Here is an 18,915-nt window from a genome sequence, read left to right on the forward strand (position 1 = left end):
GTCATGCCCGAGATCACAGGGACGGACATCCATGGACTACGTATTGCCGCTCGCGGACATCGACCTGGACGCCGTGCCGGCGGTCGGGCGCAAAGCCGCGGTGCTGGGCGTGCTGCGCGGCGCCGGCTTTCCGGTGCCGGACGGGTTCGCGGTGACCACGTCGGCCCTGCGCGACGCGCTCGACGGCGCCGCCGCCGGCACACCGGTCCACCGGCTGCCGTTGCCGGACGGGCTGGCCGATCAGGTGGCGTCGGCCCTGGCCCGGCTGGGCGACACCCCGGTCGCGGTCCGGTCCTCGGGCGTCGCGGAGGACCTGGCCGGCCGCTCCTTCGCCGGCATGTACGAGTCCTACCTCAACGTCACCGGCGTCGACGCCGTGCTCGAGGCGACCCGCCGCTGCTGGGCCTCCGGCTTCTCGGACCGGGTCACCGCGTACCGCACCGAACCGGGCGAGGGTCCGGCTGAGGTCGCCGTGCTGGTGCAGGCCATGGTGCCGGCGACCGCGGCCGGGGTGGCGTTCAGCGTCAACCCGGTGACCGGTGACCCGGGCGAGATCGCGGTCAGCGCGGTCGGCGGCCTCGGCGACAAGCTGATGTCGGGGGAGACCTCCGCCGAGGAGTGGACGGTGCGGTCCGGCATACCCACCCGCGTCTCGGACGGTGCCGCGGTGCTCGACGCGGCCCAGGTCGGGCCGATCGCCGACCTGGTCACCCGGGTGGCCGACCGGCTGGGCGGCCCGCAGGACATGGAGTGGGCCATCGCCGGCGGTGTGCTGCACGTGCTGCAGGCCCGGCCCATCACCGGGCTGTCCACGGTGGAGAGCATCCCGCTCACCGAGCCGATTCCCGACGGCTTCTGGGCGCAGGCGCCCAACGCGAACTCGCCGTGGGTGGCGATGCAGCAGTCGACCTTCCTGCCGGTCTTCGACGCGGCGATCAGCAACATCTTCCGCTACACCACCGGCGGCCGCGCCGACGCGCGCATGATCCGTGGCTGGGCCTACCTCACCACCCGGATCGACTCCGCGCCCGACCAGGTGCGCGGGCTGGAGGAGGCCGGCGCCCGGGTGGCCACGGGTGAGCCGCGGGCCGTGATCGGGCGGTGGAACGGGGGACAGAAACGCGCGTACGCGGCGGCTCTTCGCGGTTTCCGCGAAACCGGCCTCGGCCGGCTCGATGAGGCCGCGTTCGACCGGCATTGCCGCGAGTTGCTGGCTCTCTTCGCCGACCTGCACGACACCTATTTCACACTGGCCGGCGCCGGCATCGCGGTTCTCGGCGAGTTCGGGCTCGCCTGCTCGGAACTGCTCGGATACGACGCCGGGCGGGCGTTCTCGATGCTCGGCGAACCGGAGGGCGACCACACCCCGGCGACGACGGGGCTGGCCGACCTGGCCCGGATGGCGGCGGCCGACCGGCAGCTGCGCGCCCGCCTGGAGGACGGTTCGGCCGGTGCCGACGATCTGGCCGCGCTCAACCCCGGTTTCGCGGCGGCGTTCGCCCGGTACGTCAGCGAGTACGGCCACCGCACCATGGGCTTCGACATCACCGAGCCGACGCTGGCGGAATATCCGCAGACGCTGCTCACCCTGGTCACCGCGCAGCTCGACAAGCCGGACGACGTCGACCGGCGCCGGCGCGAGCGGACGGCCCGGCGGGACGCCGCGCGGGCCGAGGCGCGAGCGGAGGTCGAGCGGCTGGCGCCGGCCGACCGGGAACGCTTCGAGCGGGCGCTCGCCGGGGCGGACGAGGGCGCGGCGCTGCGCGACGAGAAGGTGTTCTACGCGGTCTCGGCCTGGGCGCTGGTCCGCTACGCGACCCAGGAGCTGGGCCGCCGGCTGCACGCGGCCGGCCTGGTCGACAGCGGCGACGACGCGTTTCACCTGGAGCTCGAGGAGGGCCTGTCGGCCCTGTCGGCGGGCAAGGACGTGCGCGCCGCGGTACGCGAGGCCCGCGGACGGCACAACTGGGCGCTCGCCCATCCCGGGCCCCCGTTCTACGGCGAGTTCACCGTGCCGCCCGGCATCGACGGCATGCCGTTGTCTCCGGCCGCGCAGCACGTCCGGGCGATGGGCGCGTGGTCGATGTCCCTGCGCGGCGGCCCGACCGGCGGCTCGGACGGCGAAGGCCTGACCGGGCTGGCCGCGTCGGCCGGCCGCTACACCGGGCCGGTCCGCGTCGTGCGCGGCATCGGTGAGTTCGGCAAGCTCCGCCGCGGCGACGTGCTGGTCTGCCCGGAGACGACGGCCCAGTGGTCGATCGTGTTCGTGATGGTCGGCGCGCTGATCACCGACCAGGGCAGCCTGTTGTCGCACCCGGCCATCATCGCCCGCGAATACGGCGTCCCGGCGGTCCTGGCCACCGGCACCGCGACGACGACGCTGCGTGACGGTCAGCTGGTCACGGTGGATGGCTCGTCCGGTCGCGTGACCGTGGTCGGCGGATAGAATCGCCCGGTGGGCAGGCGCACGACAGCGTGGGGCACGGAGGTCCTCGGCCGGTGGCGCGGCCGGTTCCGGCCGATGCGGGAGCTGACCCGTCCCTACCCCGGGGGTCTTTTCTTCCTTCTGTGCACGCTGCTGATCCCGGCTTACCGGGCGGTCCACGACCACACCTCGTCGGTGACGGTCAACTTCGTCGCGCTCGCCGTGTTCGGGGTGTTGTTCGCGGTGAGCCAGTGGATCACTCCGGAGCACCCGCTCGTGCTGCGGTTGTCACTGCTGGTCGCGCTGACCGCGGTGGCGCTCGGTGGCCAGTGGCTGCTGAGCCCGGCCTGGCTGGCGGCCACCGTGCTGACCGCGGTGGCCTGCACCAACCTGCTGCCGCTGTCCACCGGCGCCGTGCTCGGCGTGGCGGCGGTGACCGGGCTCAGCGCGGTGGTCGACGACTCCGCCTTCAACCTGGTGCTGCTGGCCTCCTGCGGCATGGTGGCCATCCTGCGGGGCCGGCTGCTGGTCGAGATCGGCCGGTCGCGGGCCAACCGGCAGGCCTACGCCAGCGCGGCGGTGGAGAACGAGCGGCTGCGCTTCGCCCGGGACCTGCACGACCTGCTCGGGCACAGCCTGGTCACCATGATGGCCAAGGCGGAGCTGGCCGAGCGGCTGGCCGGCGTGGATCCGGCGGCCTCCGCCGCGGCGGCCCGGGACGTACGCGAGGTGGGCCGCACGGCGGTGGTCGAGGTGCAGCGGGTGGTGGCCGGCTACCGCACCACCTCGCTGGTCGACGAGATCGAGCAGGCCCGCAGCAGCCTGGAGCCGTTGCGGGTCGAGCTCGTCGTGTCGGTGTCCGACCCGGTCTGGTCGGCCGGGGTCGACGGGCTGCTGGCCTGGGGACTGCGGGAGGCGACGACCAACGTGCTGCGGCACTCCAGCGCGGACAAGTGCGCGATCACGGTCACCACGGACCGGCGTACGGTGCGGCTCGAGGTGGTGAACGACGACCACGGCGGCGTGCTGGTCGACGCGGGCAGCTCGGGCGGCCACGGCCTGGTCGGCCTGCGGGAACGCGCCGAGGAAGTGGGCGGGACGGTCGCCGCCGGCCCGCGTCCGGGCGGCGGGTTCCGGTTCCTCATGGAGCTGCCACTGAGTGAGCCGACGGCCACCACGGCACCGGTCCCGGCGGCCGATCTCACATGATCGGGATCGCCATCATCGAGGACCAGGCGATGCTTCGCTCGGCCATCGTCGCGCTGCTGCGGCTGGAGCCGGACATGACGGTGCTGGCCGAGTTGGACAGCGGTGACGACGCGGCGGTGGAGACCGTGCGGCGGGCCAAGCCCGAGGTGCTGCTCCTGGACATCGAGATGACCGGGCGCAGCGGACTGGACGTGGCCGAGCACCTGCAGCGCGAGGACGACCCACCGAAGATCATCATGCTGACCACGTTCAAGCGGCCCGGTTACCTGCGCCGGGCGCTGGAAGCCGGCGCCCGCGCGTACCTGACCAAGGACGCACCGGTCAGCGACATCGCCGCCGCGATCCGCCGGGTGGCGGCCGGCGACGTCCTGATCACCGGGGAGCAGGTGGCGGTGGCGATGTCGTCCGGCGCCAACCCGCTGACCCGGCGCGAGCGCGATGTGCTGCGCGCCTCCCTGAACTGCGACACGATCGCCGAGGTCGCGGCCCAGCTACATCTCTCGGCGAGCACGGTCGGCAACTACATCACCGAGGCGATCGCCAAGACCAAGGCCGGCAACCGCCTGCAGGCCATCCGCGTCGCCCGTGAGAACGGCTGGCTCTAGGCGCGGCGGCGGGACACCGCGATCACCGTGTAGCCGACGGCCAGGGCCACGACCACGAAGAACGCCGTGAAGCCGCTGCCGCCGGCGGCGAGCGTGCCGATGAGGGTGCCGAGGCTCGCGATCATCACGATCGCGGCAAGGAGGCCGAGGCCACGCCGGACCCGCACGTTGCTGCCGGGCCGGGACCGCGAGGAGCGGCGGCCCGGGCCGGCGGCGGCCAGCACGATCGCGCACAGCACCAGGATCCCGGCGGTGGCCACCCCGAGACTCAACCGGTGCCCGACGGCCGACGCCACCAACGCGACCACACCGACTCCGACGAAGAACCCGGGCATCGCCCACCTCCCTGGCTTGACATTGACACGACTGTCGATCGGTGACATCGGTGTTCTCCCATCCGCGCGGCTACCACCGCACCGGAACTTCGACGAACCCCTGGGTGAAGGCGTCCTCGGACCGCCGCAGCTCTTCGACCGGTACGGCCAGCTCCAACCGGGGGAACCGGTCGAGCAGAGTGCTCAGGCCGATCTCCAGTTCGGCCCGGGCGAGCGACGCGCCGACACAGAAGTGGCGGCCGACGCTGAACGTGATCTGTTGCGGGCCCCGGCGCGTCAGGTCGAGCTCCGGGTGAGCGAACACCGACGGGTCATGATTGGCCGACTCCAGTGCCGGTATCACGCTGCGGCCCTTGGGCAGCGTGATACCGCCGTCCAGCTCGACGTCCTCGGTCAGGTATCGCAGCATGGACAGCGACGTGCCGACCACCTGGGCCCGGAGCAGCTCCTCGACCGCGTCCCTCATCCGCTCGGGATGAGCGCGCAGCCACGCGAGCTGGTCCGGATGGGTCAGCAGCAGCACCACCGCGCTGGCCATCTGGTTGGCCGTCGTCTCGTAGCCGGCCAGCAGCAGGATGGTGGACCAGAACATCAGCTCGGGATCGCTGAGCCGGCCGTCGTCCTCGTCGTGCACCCTGATCAGATCACTGATCAGGTCGTCGGCCGGTTCGGCCCGCTTGCGCTCGATGAGCTCGCGCATGTACTCCCACGGCGGCGTCTCGACGCCGCGGAACCGCCCGCGCTCCTCCGGTGGCACCCCGAGCAGCTCACAGGCCACCCGGATGGCGAGCGGGAAGCCGAGGCAGGCGTTGAGGTCGGCCGGCGGCCCGGAGGCGGTCATCTTGTCCAACTGCTCGTCGACGATGGCGACGATCCGGGGGCGCAGCGTGTTGATCCGGGCCTGGGTGAACGCCCGGGCCACCAGCCGGCGCATCCGGGGATGATCCGGCGGATCCATGCTCACCTGACTCTGGAACGCCTTGGTCTTCCTGGCGGTCATCCGGGCGACGTCCGGACGGTTGCGGTTCTTGCTGACGGTGGGATTCAGCAGCACCGCCTTGATGTCCTCGTACCGGGTGAGCAACAGCGCCCGGTCGCCGCTGGGCAGTTCCACCTCCACCACCCGCTCGGCGTGCAGGCACGTGAACTCGGCCGGCTGACCGGTCGGGGACGGCCAGGAAAACGGATACTTGATCGGACTGGCAGCCATCGGCTCTCCCCAAATCTCGCGGACCTTCGCACCGTCGACCCCACGCCCGCGCACTGGAAACCCGGTCGGGTCGCGCGCTCCTAGCGAGCCTCTATCGCCCCGCTCGACCATGAGGGCTCCTATCGGCCCGTGGAGGGAGCCGCCATGTCGGATTTCACCGTCGTGGAGTTCAAGCAGATCGTCCAGAGTGCACTGGGTCCGGAGGAGGCCGCCGCCGTCGGGCCGGACACGCTCGACACCAGGCTGGGTGAGCTGGGAATCGACTCGCTCGGGATGCTGGAGATCGCCAACCAGATCCAGGGCCGGTTCGCCGCCAAGATCCCGGATGACCGCCTGGACGCGTCGCTGACGCCGCGCAACACCATCCAGCTGGTGCAGTCTCTGCTGCCGTGATGCGGGCACTCTTCGTCACCTACCCCTGGCGATCGCATTTCTATCCGCTGGTTCCGCTTGCCTCGGCGGTGCGGGCGGCCGGCCACGAGGTGCTGGTCGCCAGCGACCCCGGCTTCGCCGGCACCATCACGGGCGCCGGCCTGCCCGCCCTGCCGGTCGGACCGGACATGGGTGTACGCACGCGGGCCGCCGAGGCCCTGGCGGGCTGGGATCCGCGCCGGGCCGCCGACACCGCGACACCGGCGGCGGTCCGGCACCGGGCCGACTCGTACTCCGCGCTGGCCGCCGAGAGCGCGGTCGCGATGAGCAAGGACCTCTTCCGCTTCGCCCGCGCCTGGGCGCCGGACCTGGTCGTCTACGAGCCGATGGCGGTCATCGCACCCGGGCTGGCCCGGGAGCTCGGCGTGCCGTCGATGCGGATGCCGTGGGGCCTGGACTACCTGGCCTCGATAGTGTCGCGACGGGCGGAGCTGCTCACCGACATGGCGCGCGAGCGGGATGTCGACGTGGCTCAGGCTTTCGGCGACGTCACCCTGGATCCGTGCCCGGCCTCCCTGCAGATCCCGTACGCGCTGTGCCGGCAGCCGATCCGCTACATCCCCTACAACGGCGCGGCCACCCTGCCGCACCACCTGCGTACGCCCCCGGACCGGCCGCGGCTGCTCGTGACCTGGGGTGGCTCGCTGCACGACCTGGGCTGGCACGAGGGAATCCTGGGCCCGGACGTCGTGGCCGCGCTGGCCCGCCGGTCCGACTACGACCTCATCGTGGCCACCACCGAGCAGCAGCGGGACCGGTACCGGAACCTGCCCGGCAACGTTCTGCACATCGGCCCGATCGCTCTGCATCTGGTGCTGCCGACCTGCGCCGGCATCATCCATCAGGGTGGTGCCGGCACCACGATGACCGCGATGAGCAGCGGCGTGCCCCAGTTCATCGTCCCCTGGGCGCCGGACGCCGTGGTCAACGCCGAGCAGCTGGCCAAGGTCGGCGCGGGCGCCCACGTGCCGCCCGGCGCCCTCGACGCACTCGAACATGCGCTGACCTCCTTCCTGGACGAGCTGGACGGTTATCAGTTGGCCGCGAAGCGGCTGAGCGACGAGCACCGGGAGCACCCCACCCCGGCTCGCCTCGTGCCACGGTTCGAGCGTCAGCGCGCCGACCACACCGGCCCGTGGGCCGGCGTGGCCAGCGCCCCCAACGCCTGACCTGACGGTGACGGGGACACCGCTCCGGTCAGCGGGGCACAGGTGAGGTGCGGGAGGACTCGGCCGGCACGTCGTTCATCTGCTGGACCAGCCGTTCGATGATCTTCTTCGGCGGCTGGATGAGGACGCCGCTCACCACCAGCAGGGCGCCGATCATCACGAAGCTCAGCGTGTTGGACACGTTGACGGCGTGCGCTATCCGCGCCTCGGGTGCCGACCACAGCAGCACGATCCGGATGATCGCGAAGACCACCATGATCGCGCCGAAGCAGGCGGTGAGCAGGCGCTGCCACATCCGGTACCTCGGCACGTCGGACCACGCCATCGCGAACGCCCGCTTGCGCTTCGGGTCACCGAAGGTGGCGAACGACGCGGTGCTCGTGTGGGTGAACGGCACCCGGCCGAGCAGCGTGACCAGACAGAAGACGCCACCGATGAGGATGTAGATGGGCTCCCGGACGGCGGCGATGCGAGGGCTCCGGGTGACCAGCGACACGACGATCGTCGCGGCCAGCTCCATGAGCACCAGCAGGCCGATGAGATCGACCTTCCGGCGGCGTACGGTCACCGCCACGGTCACCGCGGCGACCGCGATGGCCGGCACGGTGAGCGACCAGAACACGCTCACGCCGAACGCGCGGAGCAGATAATAGCCACCGAACGTGAGGATGAGCTCCAGAACGGCCGACAGCAAACCACCAGCCTTGGGCCTCTCCGGACTGTGCGTGAGGGCCGGCATGTGACCTTCTCCTCTCTCGCGGGTTGCTTTCTTACCATCGCATCGGCGACAAGAGCCCCGGTAGGGAGTGAACTACCCAAATCGGTGGGAGTTTTCTCCTCCTCCCGCCGGGGCGCACCAGCGGTCCTCGAGTCCTGGACACCACCGTGGCCCGGAGAGGACACACCCGTACGGAGGGCCGGCGATGCGAGCGCTGTTCATGACCTGGGCCTGGGGTTCCCACCTGCAGCCGATGGTTCCGCTCGGCTGGGCACTGCGGGCGGCCGGGCACGAGGTGCTGGTGGCCAGCCACCCGTTCTTCAAGGACACCATCACGAACGCCGGGCTGCCGGCGCTTCCGGTCGGCGAGGACGTCGACGTGCGGGGGCTGATGAGCGAGGCGCACCGACGCTCCTCTCTGGACCCGGCGGACATCCGGCACCGCGGCGAGCAGGCGGTGGCCACCGCGACCACGAGCGCCGTCGCCATGGCCGAGGACACGTTCCGCTTCGCCCGGGACTGGCGGCCGGATGTGGTGGTCTACGAACCGATGGCGTTCCTCGGCCCCGGGCTGGCCGCCGAGCTGGACGTGCCGGCGCTCCGGCTGCTGTGGGCCACCGACTTCGTCGCCTCGATCGCGGACGTGCCGGAGGCGGACGACGCGATGCTCGGCGGACTCGGGTCCCGGCAGCAGCTGGTCGACAACATGGCGTTCGGCGACGTGACGCTCGATCCCTGCCCGCCCCGCCTGCGGACCGACGACGACCTGGTCCGCCGTCCGATGCGCTACGTGCCGTACAACGGGCCGGCCGTGATGCCGCGCTGGCTGGCCGGCCCGCCGGCGCGACCGCGCGTCGTGGTCACCTGGGGTGGTTCGCTGCACTACCTGGGCTGGGAGGACGCCTTCCTCGCCCCGCGCATCGTGCGCGCGCTGGCCGGCCAGGACGTCGAGGTGGTGGTGGCGGTGCTGGACGAGCAGCGGGACCGCTTCGGCGATCTGCCGGACAACGTCGTCCACATCGGACCGATAGCGCTGAACCTGCTGTCCGGGGACTGCGCCGGCATCATTCACCAGGGCGGTGCGGCCACCACGATGACCGCGGTCAGCTGCGGCTGGCCCCAGCTGATCTTCCCGTGGGCGGCCGACGCCATCGTCAACGCCCGGCTGGTCAGCCGGTCCGGCTCCGGCCGGTACGAGCTGCCGGTCGATCTCGACGACGCCGGGCTGAGCCGTGCCGTGCACCGCTTCGTCGCCGACCTGCCACGTCTGCGGGCCGGCGCCGATGAACTGCACCGGGAACACCGGATGCTGCCCAGCCCGGTCGACGTGGCAAACCGCCTGGAGCCGGATCTGCGGGACGGCGTCATCCGCCGGCGGCCCTGAGGCCGGGCCACCCGGCCGGCCGTCCCGGTCAGGCGTCCCGGTCAGCGGCCGAGCGCGAGGTAGCGCTCCTCGGCCGTCTCCTTGAGCGGACCCCACCACCATTCGTTGTCCCGATACCAGCCGATGGTGGCGGCCAGTCCGGCCCGGAAATCGTCGTAGGCGGGCCGCCAGCCGAGCTCGGTGCGGATCTTCGTGGTGTCGTTGGCGTAGCGCAGGTCGTGGCCGGGCCGGTCGGGGACGTGCTCGTACGCGCCGGGCGGCTGTCCCATCAGTTCCAGCACCAGTTCGACGATCTGCTTGTTGTTCCGCTCGTCGCCCGAGCCGATCAGATACGTCTCTCCGACCCGGCCGTGGGACAGGATGAGGTGCACGGCCGTGTTGTGGTCGTCCACGTGCGTCCATTCCCGGACGTTGCGGCCGTCGCCGTAGAGCTTGGCCCGCCCGCCCAGCATCAGGTTGGTCACCTGGCGGGGAATGAACTTCTCCACGTGCTGGTAGGGCCCGTAGTTGTTGGCACAGTTGGAGATCGTCGCCGCGATGCCGTACGACCGCACCCAGGCGCGGACCAGATGGTCGGCGCCGGCCTTGCTGGCCGAGTACGGGCTGGACGGCCGGTAGGGCGTCTCCTCGGTGAACTTCCGCGTCGCGTCCAGGGCCAGGTCGCCGAAGACCTCGTCGGTCGAGACGTGGTGGAACCGGCCGCCGTGCCGCCGCACCGCCTCCAGCAACGTGTACGTCCCGATGATGTTGCTGCGCACGAACGGTTCGGGCCCGTTCAACGAGTTGTCCACATGCGACTCGGCCGCGAAGTGGACGATGACGTCGGACCGGGCCACCAGCCGGTCGACGAGTTCGGCGTCGCAGATGTCGCCCTCGGCGAACTCCACCGATCCGGCCGCCGGCCGCAGCGTGGCCCGGTTGCCGGCGTAGGTCAGCGCGTCGAGCACGCAGACCTCGTATTCCGGATGGTGGCGGAGGGTGTGGTGCACGAAGTTCCCGCCGATGAAGCCGGCGCCGCCGGTCACGAGCATCCTTGTCATGCAAGCACCCTGATCCGGTCGTCTAGGGAGTTACTAGTGACCGCGCCCACGATGACCGGGTGACCGTGAATGTGAATCGCCGGCTGGCGGCGCTGGGACCGATCCTGCTGGACATGCTCGCCCCGGTGGTGAGCTTCTACGTGCTGCACTTCCTGTTCGGCGTGGGCCCGGCGCTCGCGCTGACCGCCGGCGCCGTGGTGGCCGGCCTGCGCGGCGTCTACCGCGCGATCTCCGAGCGCCGGATCGACGCCTTCCCGCTGATGATGATGGTGCTGCTGGCCGTCTCGGTGGCGTTGGTGTTCCTGACCGGCGACCCGCGGCTGGTGCTGGCCAAGTCCGCCGTCACGCCGATCGCCGGCGGCGTCTACGGGCTGGTGACCAGCCTCTTCGGCCGGACCGTCCTGTACGACGTGCTGACTCCGTTCGTGACCCACGGCGATGCCGGGCTGGCTCGGCGCTGGGACCGGGCGTGGGACACGGATCCCGCCTTCGTGCGCTGCGTCAAGCAGCTCAACGTCCTGTGGGGCATCGGGTTCATCCTGGGCGGCACGGCGCGAATCGTCGTGGTCTACAGCGTGCCGCTGGAGATCGGGGTGCTGGCCGGCCTGGTGCCGACGGTGCTCATGGTCGGCGGGCTGGTGCTGGCCACCTGGCTGCGGCGCCGGCCGTTGACCGCGGTGCTGCGCCCCGCCCGGCCGGTGCCCGAGGTGGCGTCCGCCGTCTGAGGGCGGTCGTCCCCGGTGCGGCGGCGTTACCGGGTCAGGACAATCTTCCCGGGTACGCCACCGGAAAGCATGGCCTCGATCCCGGTGGCCACCTGCTTGAGCGGCAGCCGCATCGCGATCCGCGGGCGCGGGCCGGTGTGTACGAGGAAGGCCAGCAGCGCGGCCAGGTCGTCGGCGGTGCCCATGGTGGAGCCGCACAGCCGCAGTTCGCGCCGAACGATCTCGTTCAGGACGGCCCGGGGCGGCCCGTCCACGCTCTCGTCCCGGCCACCGGCACAGACCACGGCACCACCCGCGCGGAGGGCGCCCAGGTGCCGGACCCAGCCGTACTGGTCGGTTCCGGCGTCGAAGACCGCGTCCACCGGGCCGGCGACCGGCTCGCCGGGCCTGGTCACCCGGTGCGCACCCAGCTCGGCGGCGCGAGCGTGTTGACGCTCCGGCGCCACCACCAGCACGGTGCAGCCGGCCGCGACGGCCAGCTGAACGACCGCCGTGGGGATGCTGCCGATCCGCTGCGTGCAGTCGACCAGGACGCGCTGCCCGGGCACCACGCCGGCCGAGACGAACACCATCCGGTACGCGGTCAGCCACGCGGTCGGCAGGCAGGCGGCCTCCTCGAAGGTGAGCGCCTCCGGCATCGGCACCGCGTTGCGCCGCGGCACCGCCACCAGGTCGGCGAACGTGCCCTGGTGGTACTCGCTGAGCACGGTTCGCGCCGGGTCGAGCTGTTCGGGGCCGACCCAGCCGGCGCCGGCCACATTGCTGTGGATGACCACGGGCGTACCGTCGGCCAGCACGCCGGCGCCGTCGCAGCCGAGCGTCATGGGATATCGCGCCGGGTCCACGTGGATGCCGCGCAGGGTGTTGATGTCATGCATGTTGAGCGAGACCGCCCGCGGCGCGACGGCCACCCAGCCCTCCGGTACGAGCGGATCGTCGCGTTCACCGGCCTTCAGCGCGGCGAGCGGATCGGCGGGGTCGGGCTTCGGGGCGTATACGGCGAACAAGGCTTCCTCACAGGACGGTGACGACTTCTTCGTACGGCAGGCGGGGCAGACGGTCGTACCGCTTGGGCAGGCCGGTGCCGATGTTCATCACCAGCAGCGAGCGCAGCCGACCGTCCGGGAAGAACTCGCGGTCCAGCCCGGTCGCGTCGTACCCGATCATCGGGCAGACGGCCAGCCCGGCCGCCCGTACCCCGACGATCAGGTAGCCGATCTGCAGCAGGGCGTTGTACCGGGCGTCCTCGGCCCGCTTCTCCGGCGCCGCGTCCAGGGCCTCGCACATCGCGTTCCCGTGCGGGAACAGGTCCGGCAGCTTCTTGTGGAAGTGCAGGTCGGCGGCCAGGATGATCGGCAGCGGGGCGTGCTCGGTACGCCGGCGGTTGCGCTCGTCGAGGTGGGGCAGCAGGCGCTGGCGGGCCTCCCGGCTGCGCACCATGATCATTCGCAGCGGTTGCTGGTTGAACGACGTGGGACCGTGTTTGACCAGCTCGTAGATGGCGGCCACCTGGGCGTCCGAGACCGGCTCGGCGGTGAACTCGGTGACCGAGCGGGCCTGCCGGAACAACAGGTCCTGGGCGGCTGGGGCGAGTCGCAGCGGATTGTCCATGGCTCAGTACCGCGCAACGACCTCGTACAGCCCGAACGGCCGGTCCCGGCTGGTGTCCTGGTAGGGCCGCAGCGGCGCGGTGACGTCGCGGTGCTCCCGTCCCTGTTCCCAGTCGTGGAACGCCTCCCGGCTGGCCCACTCGCTCATCACCGCGAACGTGCCGGCGGCCGGGCCGAACTCGCGGAGCAGCTCGTTGCCGAGCAGCCCGGGTGTGCCCCGCAGGGCGGTGCTGATCTCGTGGTACGCCCGCTCCACACCCTCCGCGTCGGCGACGGCGAAGATGAGCACGCGGACCCGCCCGCCGCCGCTCACGCCGTCGCTCCCGGTACGGCGGTGACCAGCGCCATGGTGGACATCGACGCGGCCACCCGGTGCGGGCCGAGCCGCTCGAGGTACCGCTGGTGCGCCTCACTGCGCTCGTAGTCGCGGAAGGCGGACTCGTCGGCCCAGTCGCTCACCACGTAGTACGTCTCCTCCGGCCCGGTGGCCCGGGCCAGCCACTGCCCGCGGCTGGCCGGATGCTCGGAGATCCGGGTCGCCCCGGCGCGCCACTCCCGCTCGAACGCCGGCCCGGCTCCCGGCCGGACGCTCATCCGCAGCAGGACCCGGAACGTCGCCATCAGATCCCCCCGATCGCGTCGATGTCCGCGCCGGCGATGTAGCTGGACAGATCGCTGGCCAGGAACAGGGCCACGTTGGCGATCTCCTCCGGCCGGCCCAGGCGGCCGACCGAGGTCATCGCGGTGTAGCGGGCGACGATCTCCGGGGACAGCTCCTTCTCGGTCTGCACCACCCCGGGGGAGATGACGTTGACCCGGATGCCGCGCGGGCCCAGCTCCCGGTTCATCGAGCGGGTCAGCCCGACCAGGCCGGCCTTGGTCGCGGTGTAGTGGGCGCGCAGGGCCAGTCCGACGAACGCCGACCCGGAACCGATGTTGATCACCGACGAGTTGCCGGACAGCAGCGGCAGGGCGGCCTGGACCACCGTGAACACCGAGGTGAGATTGGTGTCCACCACCCGGTGCCACTCGGCCGGCGTCAGCTCGGCGAACGGGACGTGGCTGATCACGCCGGCGTTGTTGACCAGCACGTCGAGCGCACCCAGCCGGTCGCGGCACGTCTGGATGAGCGCCTCGACGTCCTCGGCCCGGGTCACGTCGGCCCGCATCAGATGATGCTTGCCGCTGGTGCCGGCCAGCGTTTCGGCCAGCCGGTCCACATGGTCGCCACCGTCGCGGTAACAGGCCACGACGTCCGCGCCGGCCCGGGCCAGGGCCAGCGTGATCGCCCCGCCGATGCCTCGGCCACCGCCGGTGACCAGCGCCTTCTTGCCCTCGAGTGAGATCGTCACTGGTGCGCCTCTCGTCGTTCGGTCACCACAGCACGGCGACGGTGTTCAACAGGAACGCGGTGGCGGCGAGCAGCGTCCGGGTGGTGTTCCAGAACTGCCACCGCGGGCGCGGGTCGAGCCGGGCCCAGTCGTCCGGGCGTCGTTCCGGGTCGAGCGACATGACGTACCGGTTGACCGGGACGTTGCGGCTGACCGAGATCAGGATGACGCCGGCGAGCAGCACGGCCGCCGCGAGATGCAGCGGACGGATCGCGCCGGTGGCCGCCAGCACCACGTCCAGGATCAGCGCGGTGCCGTTGGCGATCGGCATGATCGGGTCGAAGCGCGGCCGCATGAACTGGACCATGCGCACGTAACCGGTGTAGGGCTGCGCGATCATCATCGGCACGACCCCGATCACGGTGGCCAGCATGATGCCCGCGGCCAGGCCGTTCACCACCGTGGCCAGCGCGCCAAGGGTGTTCTGCCAGCCGGTCATCGGGCCGACGCCGCTTCGAGCTTTTTCTTGATCAGGTTCATCTGCACCGGGGTGTTGGCGTTGAGCCGGTCGGCCATCTGCTGATCGGTGACCGGCGCCGTCGGCTTCATCTGGAAGTCCTGCTTCCAGGTCATCCGGACGCCGCCGTCCTCCTCCCGGTACTCCCAGTAGATGTTCATGTACTCGAACGGGCCGGTCTCCACCCGGTGCGCCCGGACCGTCCTCGTGGCGGCGTCCCGGGTGCGCTCGGACACCCAGCTCCACTGCGTGCCGTCCTCGTCCGGGTGCATGGTGAGCCGGAACCGTACGGTGTCGCCCTCCTCGGCCAGCACCTCGGCCGCGGCGTACTCGCTGAACAGTTCGGGCCAGCGCGGGACGTCGTTGGTGACGTTCCAGACCAGCTCCATCGGAGCGCCGACCCAGACGGTGTTCTCGGTGCGGGCGCTCACCGGTCGGCCCCTCGGGCGTGGCTGATCCGCAGCGGCTCCGCCTCCGGATGCGGCAGGTCCTCGGTGTCGACATGACCCAGCCGCGGTTCCGGGGCCAGCGGGCCCAGGCTGAACACCGCGAAGCTCGGCTCGGAGCCGTTGTTCTCCACCCGGTGCCGTACGCCGATCGGCACCATCAGCCCCTGATTGGCCTCGACCCGCCGGTACTCGCCGTCCACCTGCACGTCCATCGCGCCGCTGACCACGAAGAGGAACTCCTCGGAATAGGGGTGGTAGTGCTCGGCCACGAACTCACCGGGCTGCAGCGTCAGCGCGCCCATGAATCCGCTGGTGGAGCCGACCGTCTTCGGGCCGAGCAGGACCCTGAGGTCACCGCCGCGCCGCCGGTTCGGCTCGACGTCCGCCCACCGGATCGTCGGGGGCCGCTGTTCTGACATGGACTCCTCCTGGCTGGATAGGGCCGGTGGGTAACGGGCCGGCACGCCCATGCTCCGGGCCGGCGTTAGAGACTCACTGGGGCGGCGATGGTGAGCAGCAGCGCCATCGCGGCGAAACCGGTGCGGTACAGGTGCAGCCGCTGCCAGCGCCGCCGCGGATCCGCCCAGCCGGCCGGCACCTCGCCCGCCGGAAGCGCCTTGACCACCCGGTTGACCGGCACGTTACCGAACTGCGAGACGACCGAGACGCCGAGCATCGCCGCGGCCGCCGCGGCGTACAGGAGATGACCGGTACGCACCGCGAGCGTCACCTCGACCACCACGGTCAGCAGCACGGTGGGCGGCATGAACCGGTCGAAGTAGCGGCCGGCGACCTTGTGCGCCTCCACATAGGACCGGGGTGGGAGCGACAGAAACACCGGCACCAGGCTGACCGCCACCGCGAGCAGCACGCCGGCGGTCAGCCCGCTGCCGGCCAGCGCGACCGCGCCGAGCACGGTGGTGGTCACGCCGCCACACCTTCCCGGGCCCGCAGGATCGCCTGCCAGCGGCGGCCCAGTTCGGCCGCCCGGTCCACCGGCAGGGCGTCCGGGCGGTGCCAGAGCAGCGCCCGGTCCTCGGCCGGGAAGATTTCCAGCGACAGCTCGACGGACGAGTCCGGATAGCGCGGCCGGACCCGGCGTGCGGTCGCCCCGGGCAGCGTGAGCACCGCGGGATCGGTGTTCTGCAGCGCGAACGCGACCTGGCAGATCGGGTTGCGCCCGGTCGGCGCCCGGTCGGCGGCGATCTCCTCGATCGGCACGTGCTGGTTCGCCAGCAGGCGTTCGAGCAACCGCCGGCCGTGCGCCACACAGTCGTCGAAGGTGCGCACGGCGGACGGGAACCGCAGCGCGGCCGAGGTGGCGAAGCAGCCGATCACGTCGTCGGCCGCGGGCAGGGTGCGGCCGGACAGCGGCATCCGGACCGCGAAGTCGGTGCCGCCGGTCTCCTCGCGCAGCGTCTGGACCCAGGCGGCCAGCCACTCGGCGGTGCGGCCGGCCGGCAGCTCGAGCGGATGTTCGGCGACCGGTCCGGTCCCACCCGCCGCCGAGGCGAGCGGCAGGTCGGGCACGCCGCGCAGATGCTCGTGCCAGAAGCGGTCCGGCGGGGGCGCGCCGGTCACCTCCTGCCGGACCACGTCGCGATACCCCGGCGCCGGGGGCAGCGCGGCGCCGGTGTACGCGATCGACAGGTCCCGGCACAGAATCGCCTCCGACGAGCCGTCGAACGCCACCCGGTGGACGACCACGACCAGCAGGTGGTCCTCGGCCGTACGGCGGAAGACGGCGGCGCGGATCGGTGGGCCGGCGGAGAGGTCGAACGGCGCGGCACAGAAAGCGCGTACGGCCTCCTCGGCGTAGTCGGTGACCGTGCAGGACGGGTCCGCCCGGGCCGGCTCGGCGGCGATGTGCCGGTGGGAGTGCTGGTTAAGGACCGTGTGCAGGGCCTCGTGCCGGGCCGCGACCGCGCGGACCGCGCTCGCCAGGGCGGCCGTGTCCAGGGGCCCGGTGATCCGGAACAGCAGCGGATACAGCATCTCCGCCGCGCCCGGGCGGTGCTGCTCCGACCACCACATGCGGTACTGGGTGATGGGCAGGTTGGCCACCCAGCGGCTCGGATGCGGCTCGGCCGCCCGCGCCGGTGCCGGCTCGGCGGCCGCGGCACGCAGGGCGGCGGCGATGGCGGCCGGGGTACGCCGGGTCAGCACGGTGTCCGCGCCCAGGCGCAGCCGGCCGGCCAGCCGGATCACGATCAGCGAGTTGGCGCCGGCGTCGAGCAGGTCGGTGTCCGGGCCGACCGGCGTGCCGAGCAGGTCGGCGGCTACCGCCCGTACGGTCGCGACCTGGTCCTCGTCCGGCGACGCCGGGTCGGCGGGGGAGGGCGGCGCGGTCGCGGCCGGTTCGGCCAGCGCGCGGAGCGCGTCGGTGTCGACCTTGCCGTTGCGGTTGGTGGGCATGGCGTCCAGCCGGCGCAGGATCCGCGGCACGAAGGCGGCCGGGAACCGCTCGGTCAGCACCGCCCGGACCGCCTCGGGATCGCCGGTGCCGACGAAGAAGCCGACCGTCTCGGTGCCGTTCGGCGCGGCCAGCAGCACGCTGCGGTGCACGCCGGGTACGGCGTTCATCACCGTCTCGACCTCTTCCGGCTCGATCCGCGCTCCGCGGATCTTCAGCTGCCGGTCGGTACGGCCGGAGAAGTAGAGGATGCCGTGTTCGTCGACCCGGCCGCGGTCGCCGGTGTGGTAGCCGTCGGGCCGGAACCGTTCCGCGGTGGCCTCGGGGTCGCCGAGGTAGCCGTGGCCGAGCCCGTCGCCCGCCAGCACGATCTCGTCGTCGCTCAGCAGCACCTGGGTGTTGGCCAGCGGGACACCGATCGGGATGTCGGTCCCGTCCACTGTGGGCGGAATCTCGTAGGCGGTGGCCAGGATGGTGCTCTCGGCCGGGCCGTAACCGTTCACCACGCGCAGTTCCGGCAGGGCGTCGCGCAGCATGACGACGTGGCCGGGCGATATCCGCTCGCCGCCGGTGAGCACGCACCGCAGCCCCTCCAGGCAGCGCACGTCCTCCTCGATCAGCGCGTTGAAGAGGCTGGTGGTCAGCCACACCGTGTTCACCCCGCCGGCGACGGCGCGGCGCAACTCCTGCGCGCCCGGATGGCCGCCGTCGTAGAGCGCGCTGACGCCGCCGCGGATCAGCGGGCCCCAGAGCTCCATCGAATGGATGTCCCAGCCCAGCGGCGACACCTGCAACATGTGCGTGTCCGCGTCCAGGCCGAGCAACGGGTCGAAGGCGATCCGTGCCGTGCCCGAGTGCGGCGTCAGCACCGCCCGCGGGCGCCCGGAGCTGCCCGAGGTGGAGAAGACGCAGCACGGGTCGGCCGGGGTGCCGGCGAGGCCGGTGACCGGCTCATCGGACTGCCCGGCCGGCCGGGTGTCCTCGTCGATCACCGCCCGGGCACCGCAGCGCCCGGCGATGTCGTCGAACCGGCTCCGCGGCCAGTCGACCGCCCCGCCGACATAGGCGGCCCCGGTGGCCAGCACGCCGAGCAGAACGGCGACCAGGTGCGGGCCGCGCGGCAGCCGTACGGCCACGATGTCGTCGCGACCCACGCCGCGCGCCCGCAGGCGGCGCCGCTCGCCCTCGGCGGCCCGGCCCAGATCGAGATAGCTGATCGCCCGGCCGCGCCACGTGAGCGCGGTCGCCTGCGGCGTCTCCCGGGCCCAGCGGGCCACCAGCGCGTCGACCCGCCCGCCGAGCGGGTAGTCGACCCGCGGTCCGGTCAGCATCATGCGTCTCAC

Annotated in this window: 20 protein-coding genes and 1 pseudogene; 7 read left to right on the plus strand and 14 right to left on the minus strand. The window is 72.1% G+C overall.

What is annotated here, in order from left to right; all coding sequences use genetic code 11:
- The first annotated feature begins 31 nt into the window (after window positions 1-31).
- Genes AB0M88_RS24535 through AB0M88_RS24545 form a run of 3 tightly spaced genes read left to right on the plus strand, consistent with a single transcriptional unit; the run spans window position 32 to window position 4,239 of the window.
- The gene (locus tag AB0M88_RS24535) at window positions 32-2,446 is read left to right on the plus strand and encodes a PEP/pyruvate-binding domain-containing protein (protein ID WP_364105954.1); all 2,415 of its coding nucleotides are present in this window, start codon (window positions 32-34) and stop codon (window positions 2,444-2,446) included.
- A 9-nt stretch (window positions 2,447-2,455) separates the two neighbouring features.
- Entirely contained in the window at window positions 2,456-3,634 is a 1,179-nt protein-coding gene (locus AB0M88_RS24540) for a histidine kinase (RefSeq protein ID WP_364105956.1), read from the plus strand.
- Window positions 3,631-4,239, plus strand: a complete 609-nt coding sequence (locus AB0M88_RS24545) for a response regulator transcription factor (protein ID WP_364105958.1) — start codon at window positions 3,631-3,633, stop codon at window positions 4,237-4,239. The genes AB0M88_RS24540 and AB0M88_RS24545 overlap by 4 nt, the downstream gene beginning before the upstream one ends.
- Here the strand turns inward: AB0M88_RS24545 and AB0M88_RS24550 are convergent.
- The gene (locus AB0M88_RS24550) at window positions 4,236-4,574 is read right to left on the minus strand and encodes a hypothetical protein (protein WP_364105960.1); all 339 of its coding nucleotides are present in this window, start codon (window positions 4,572-4,574) and stop codon (window positions 4,236-4,238) included. The genes AB0M88_RS24545 and AB0M88_RS24550 overlap by 4 nt on opposite strands.
- 70 nt (window positions 4,575-4,644) lie before the next feature.
- Complete coding sequence (locus tag AB0M88_RS24555; RefSeq protein WP_364105962.1) at window positions 4,645-5,784, minus strand: cytochrome P450; 1,140 nt, start codon at window positions 5,782-5,784, stop codon at window positions 4,645-4,647.
- 144 nt (window positions 5,785-5,928) lie between these two features.
- Here AB0M88_RS24555 and AB0M88_RS24560 point away from each other — a divergent pair, with 144 nt between their 5' ends.
- Complete coding sequence (locus AB0M88_RS24560; RefSeq protein WP_364105964.1) at window positions 5,929-6,177, plus strand: acyl carrier protein; 249 nt, start codon at window positions 5,929-5,931, stop codon at window positions 6,175-6,177.
- Complete coding sequence (locus AB0M88_RS24565; protein WP_364105966.1) at window positions 6,177-7,385, plus strand: glycosyltransferase; 1,209 nt, start codon at window positions 6,177-6,179, stop codon at window positions 7,383-7,385. The genes AB0M88_RS24560 and AB0M88_RS24565 overlap by 1 nt, the downstream gene beginning before the upstream one ends.
- Window positions 7,386-7,413: 28 nt before the next feature.
- Here AB0M88_RS24565 and AB0M88_RS24570 read toward each other — a convergent pair whose 3' ends face one another.
- Window positions 7,414-8,124 (minus strand): VC0807 family protein, encoded by a 711-nt coding sequence (locus tag AB0M88_RS24570; RefSeq protein ID WP_364105968.1) that lies wholly within the window; start codon window positions 8,122-8,124, stop codon window positions 7,414-7,416.
- A 184-nt stretch (window positions 8,125-8,308) separates the two neighbouring features.
- Here AB0M88_RS24570 and AB0M88_RS24575 point away from each other — a divergent pair, with 184 nt between their 5' ends.
- Window positions 8,309-9,487, plus strand: a complete 1,179-nt coding sequence (locus tag AB0M88_RS24575; protein ID WP_364105970.1) for a nucleotide disphospho-sugar-binding domain-containing protein — start codon at window positions 8,309-8,311, stop codon at window positions 9,485-9,487.
- Window positions 9,488-9,528: 41 nt separating this feature from the next.
- On the opposite strand, the gene rfbB is transcribed toward AB0M88_RS24575, so the two are convergent.
- Window positions 9,529-10,518, minus strand: a complete 990-nt coding sequence (gene rfbB, locus AB0M88_RS24580) for a dTDP-glucose 4,6-dehydratase (protein ID WP_364106070.1) — start codon at window positions 10,516-10,518, stop codon at window positions 9,529-9,531.
- Window positions 10,519-10,586: 68 nt separating this feature from the next.
- Here rfbB and AB0M88_RS24585 point away from each other — a divergent pair, with 68 nt between their 5' ends.
- Entirely contained in the window at window positions 10,587-11,252 is a 666-nt protein-coding gene (locus tag AB0M88_RS24585) for a VC0807 family protein (protein WP_364105971.1), read from the plus strand.
- Window positions 11,253-11,278: 26 nt separating this feature from the next.
- On the opposite strand, the gene AB0M88_RS24590 is transcribed toward AB0M88_RS24585, so the two are convergent.
- From AB0M88_RS24590 to AB0M88_RS24635, 10 genes and pseudogenes are all read right to left on the minus strand, one after another.
- Window positions 11,279-12,259: a zinc-binding dehydrogenase gene (locus AB0M88_RS24590; protein ID WP_364105973.1), complete on the minus strand. Its 981-nt coding sequence runs from the start codon at window positions 12,257-12,259 to the stop codon at window positions 11,279-11,281.
- Window positions 12,260-12,266: 7 nt separating this feature from the next.
- Window positions 12,267-12,863 carry a malonic semialdehyde reductase gene (locus AB0M88_RS24595; RefSeq protein WP_364105975.1) on the minus strand — a complete coding sequence of 199 codons (597 nt, stop codon included), beginning with the start codon at window positions 12,861-12,863 and terminating at the stop codon, window positions 12,267-12,269.
- A 3-nt stretch (window positions 12,864-12,866) separates the two neighbouring features.
- Complete coding sequence (locus tag AB0M88_RS24600; protein ID WP_364105977.1) at window positions 12,867-13,175, minus strand: antibiotic biosynthesis monooxygenase; 309 nt, start codon at window positions 13,173-13,175, stop codon at window positions 12,867-12,869.
- Complete coding sequence (locus tag AB0M88_RS24605) at window positions 13,172-13,483, minus strand: antibiotic biosynthesis monooxygenase family protein (RefSeq protein ID WP_364105979.1); 312 nt, start codon at window positions 13,481-13,483, stop codon at window positions 13,172-13,174. The genes AB0M88_RS24600 and AB0M88_RS24605 overlap by 4 nt, the downstream gene beginning before the upstream one ends.
- A complete protein-coding gene (locus tag AB0M88_RS24610) occupies window positions 13,483-14,214 on the minus strand; it encodes an SDR family NAD(P)-dependent oxidoreductase (protein ID WP_364105981.1) in 732 nt (243 codons plus the stop codon). Before AB0M88_RS24610 ends, AB0M88_RS24605 begins: the two co-directional genes overlap by 1 nt.
- A 22-nt stretch (window positions 14,215-14,236) precedes the next feature.
- A complete protein-coding gene (locus tag AB0M88_RS24615; protein ID WP_364105983.1) occupies window positions 14,237-14,692 on the minus strand; it encodes a DUF1772 domain-containing protein in 456 nt (151 codons plus the stop codon).
- A pseudogene (locus tag AB0M88_RS24620) lies at window positions 14,689-15,129 on the minus strand (SRPBCC family protein); the annotation flags it as partial. The pseudogene AB0M88_RS24620 and the gene AB0M88_RS24615, both read right to left, overlap by 4 nt.
- A gap of 8 nt (window positions 15,130-15,137) precedes the next feature.
- Window positions 15,138-15,578: a cupin domain-containing protein gene (locus tag AB0M88_RS24625; RefSeq protein WP_364105985.1), complete on the minus strand. Its 441-nt coding sequence runs from the start codon at window positions 15,576-15,578 to the stop codon at window positions 15,138-15,140.
- A 65-nt stretch (window positions 15,579-15,643) separates the two neighbouring features.
- Window positions 15,644-16,087, minus strand: a complete 444-nt coding sequence (locus AB0M88_RS24630; protein WP_364105987.1) for a DUF1772 domain-containing protein — start codon at window positions 16,085-16,087, stop codon at window positions 15,644-15,646.
- Window positions 16,084-18,906: an AMP-binding protein gene (locus tag AB0M88_RS24635; RefSeq protein ID WP_364105989.1), complete on the minus strand. Its 2,823-nt coding sequence runs from the start codon at window positions 18,904-18,906 to the stop codon at window positions 16,084-16,086. The genes AB0M88_RS24630 and AB0M88_RS24635 overlap by 4 nt, the downstream gene beginning before the upstream one ends.
- Window positions 18,907-18,915 lie beyond the last annotated feature (9 nt).

Origin of the sequence: Actinoplanes sp. NPDC051411 (assembly GCF_040682075.1) — a bacterium.
Taxonomy (GTDB): domain Bacteria; phylum Actinomycetota; class Actinomycetes; order Mycobacteriales; family Micromonosporaceae; genus Actinoplanes.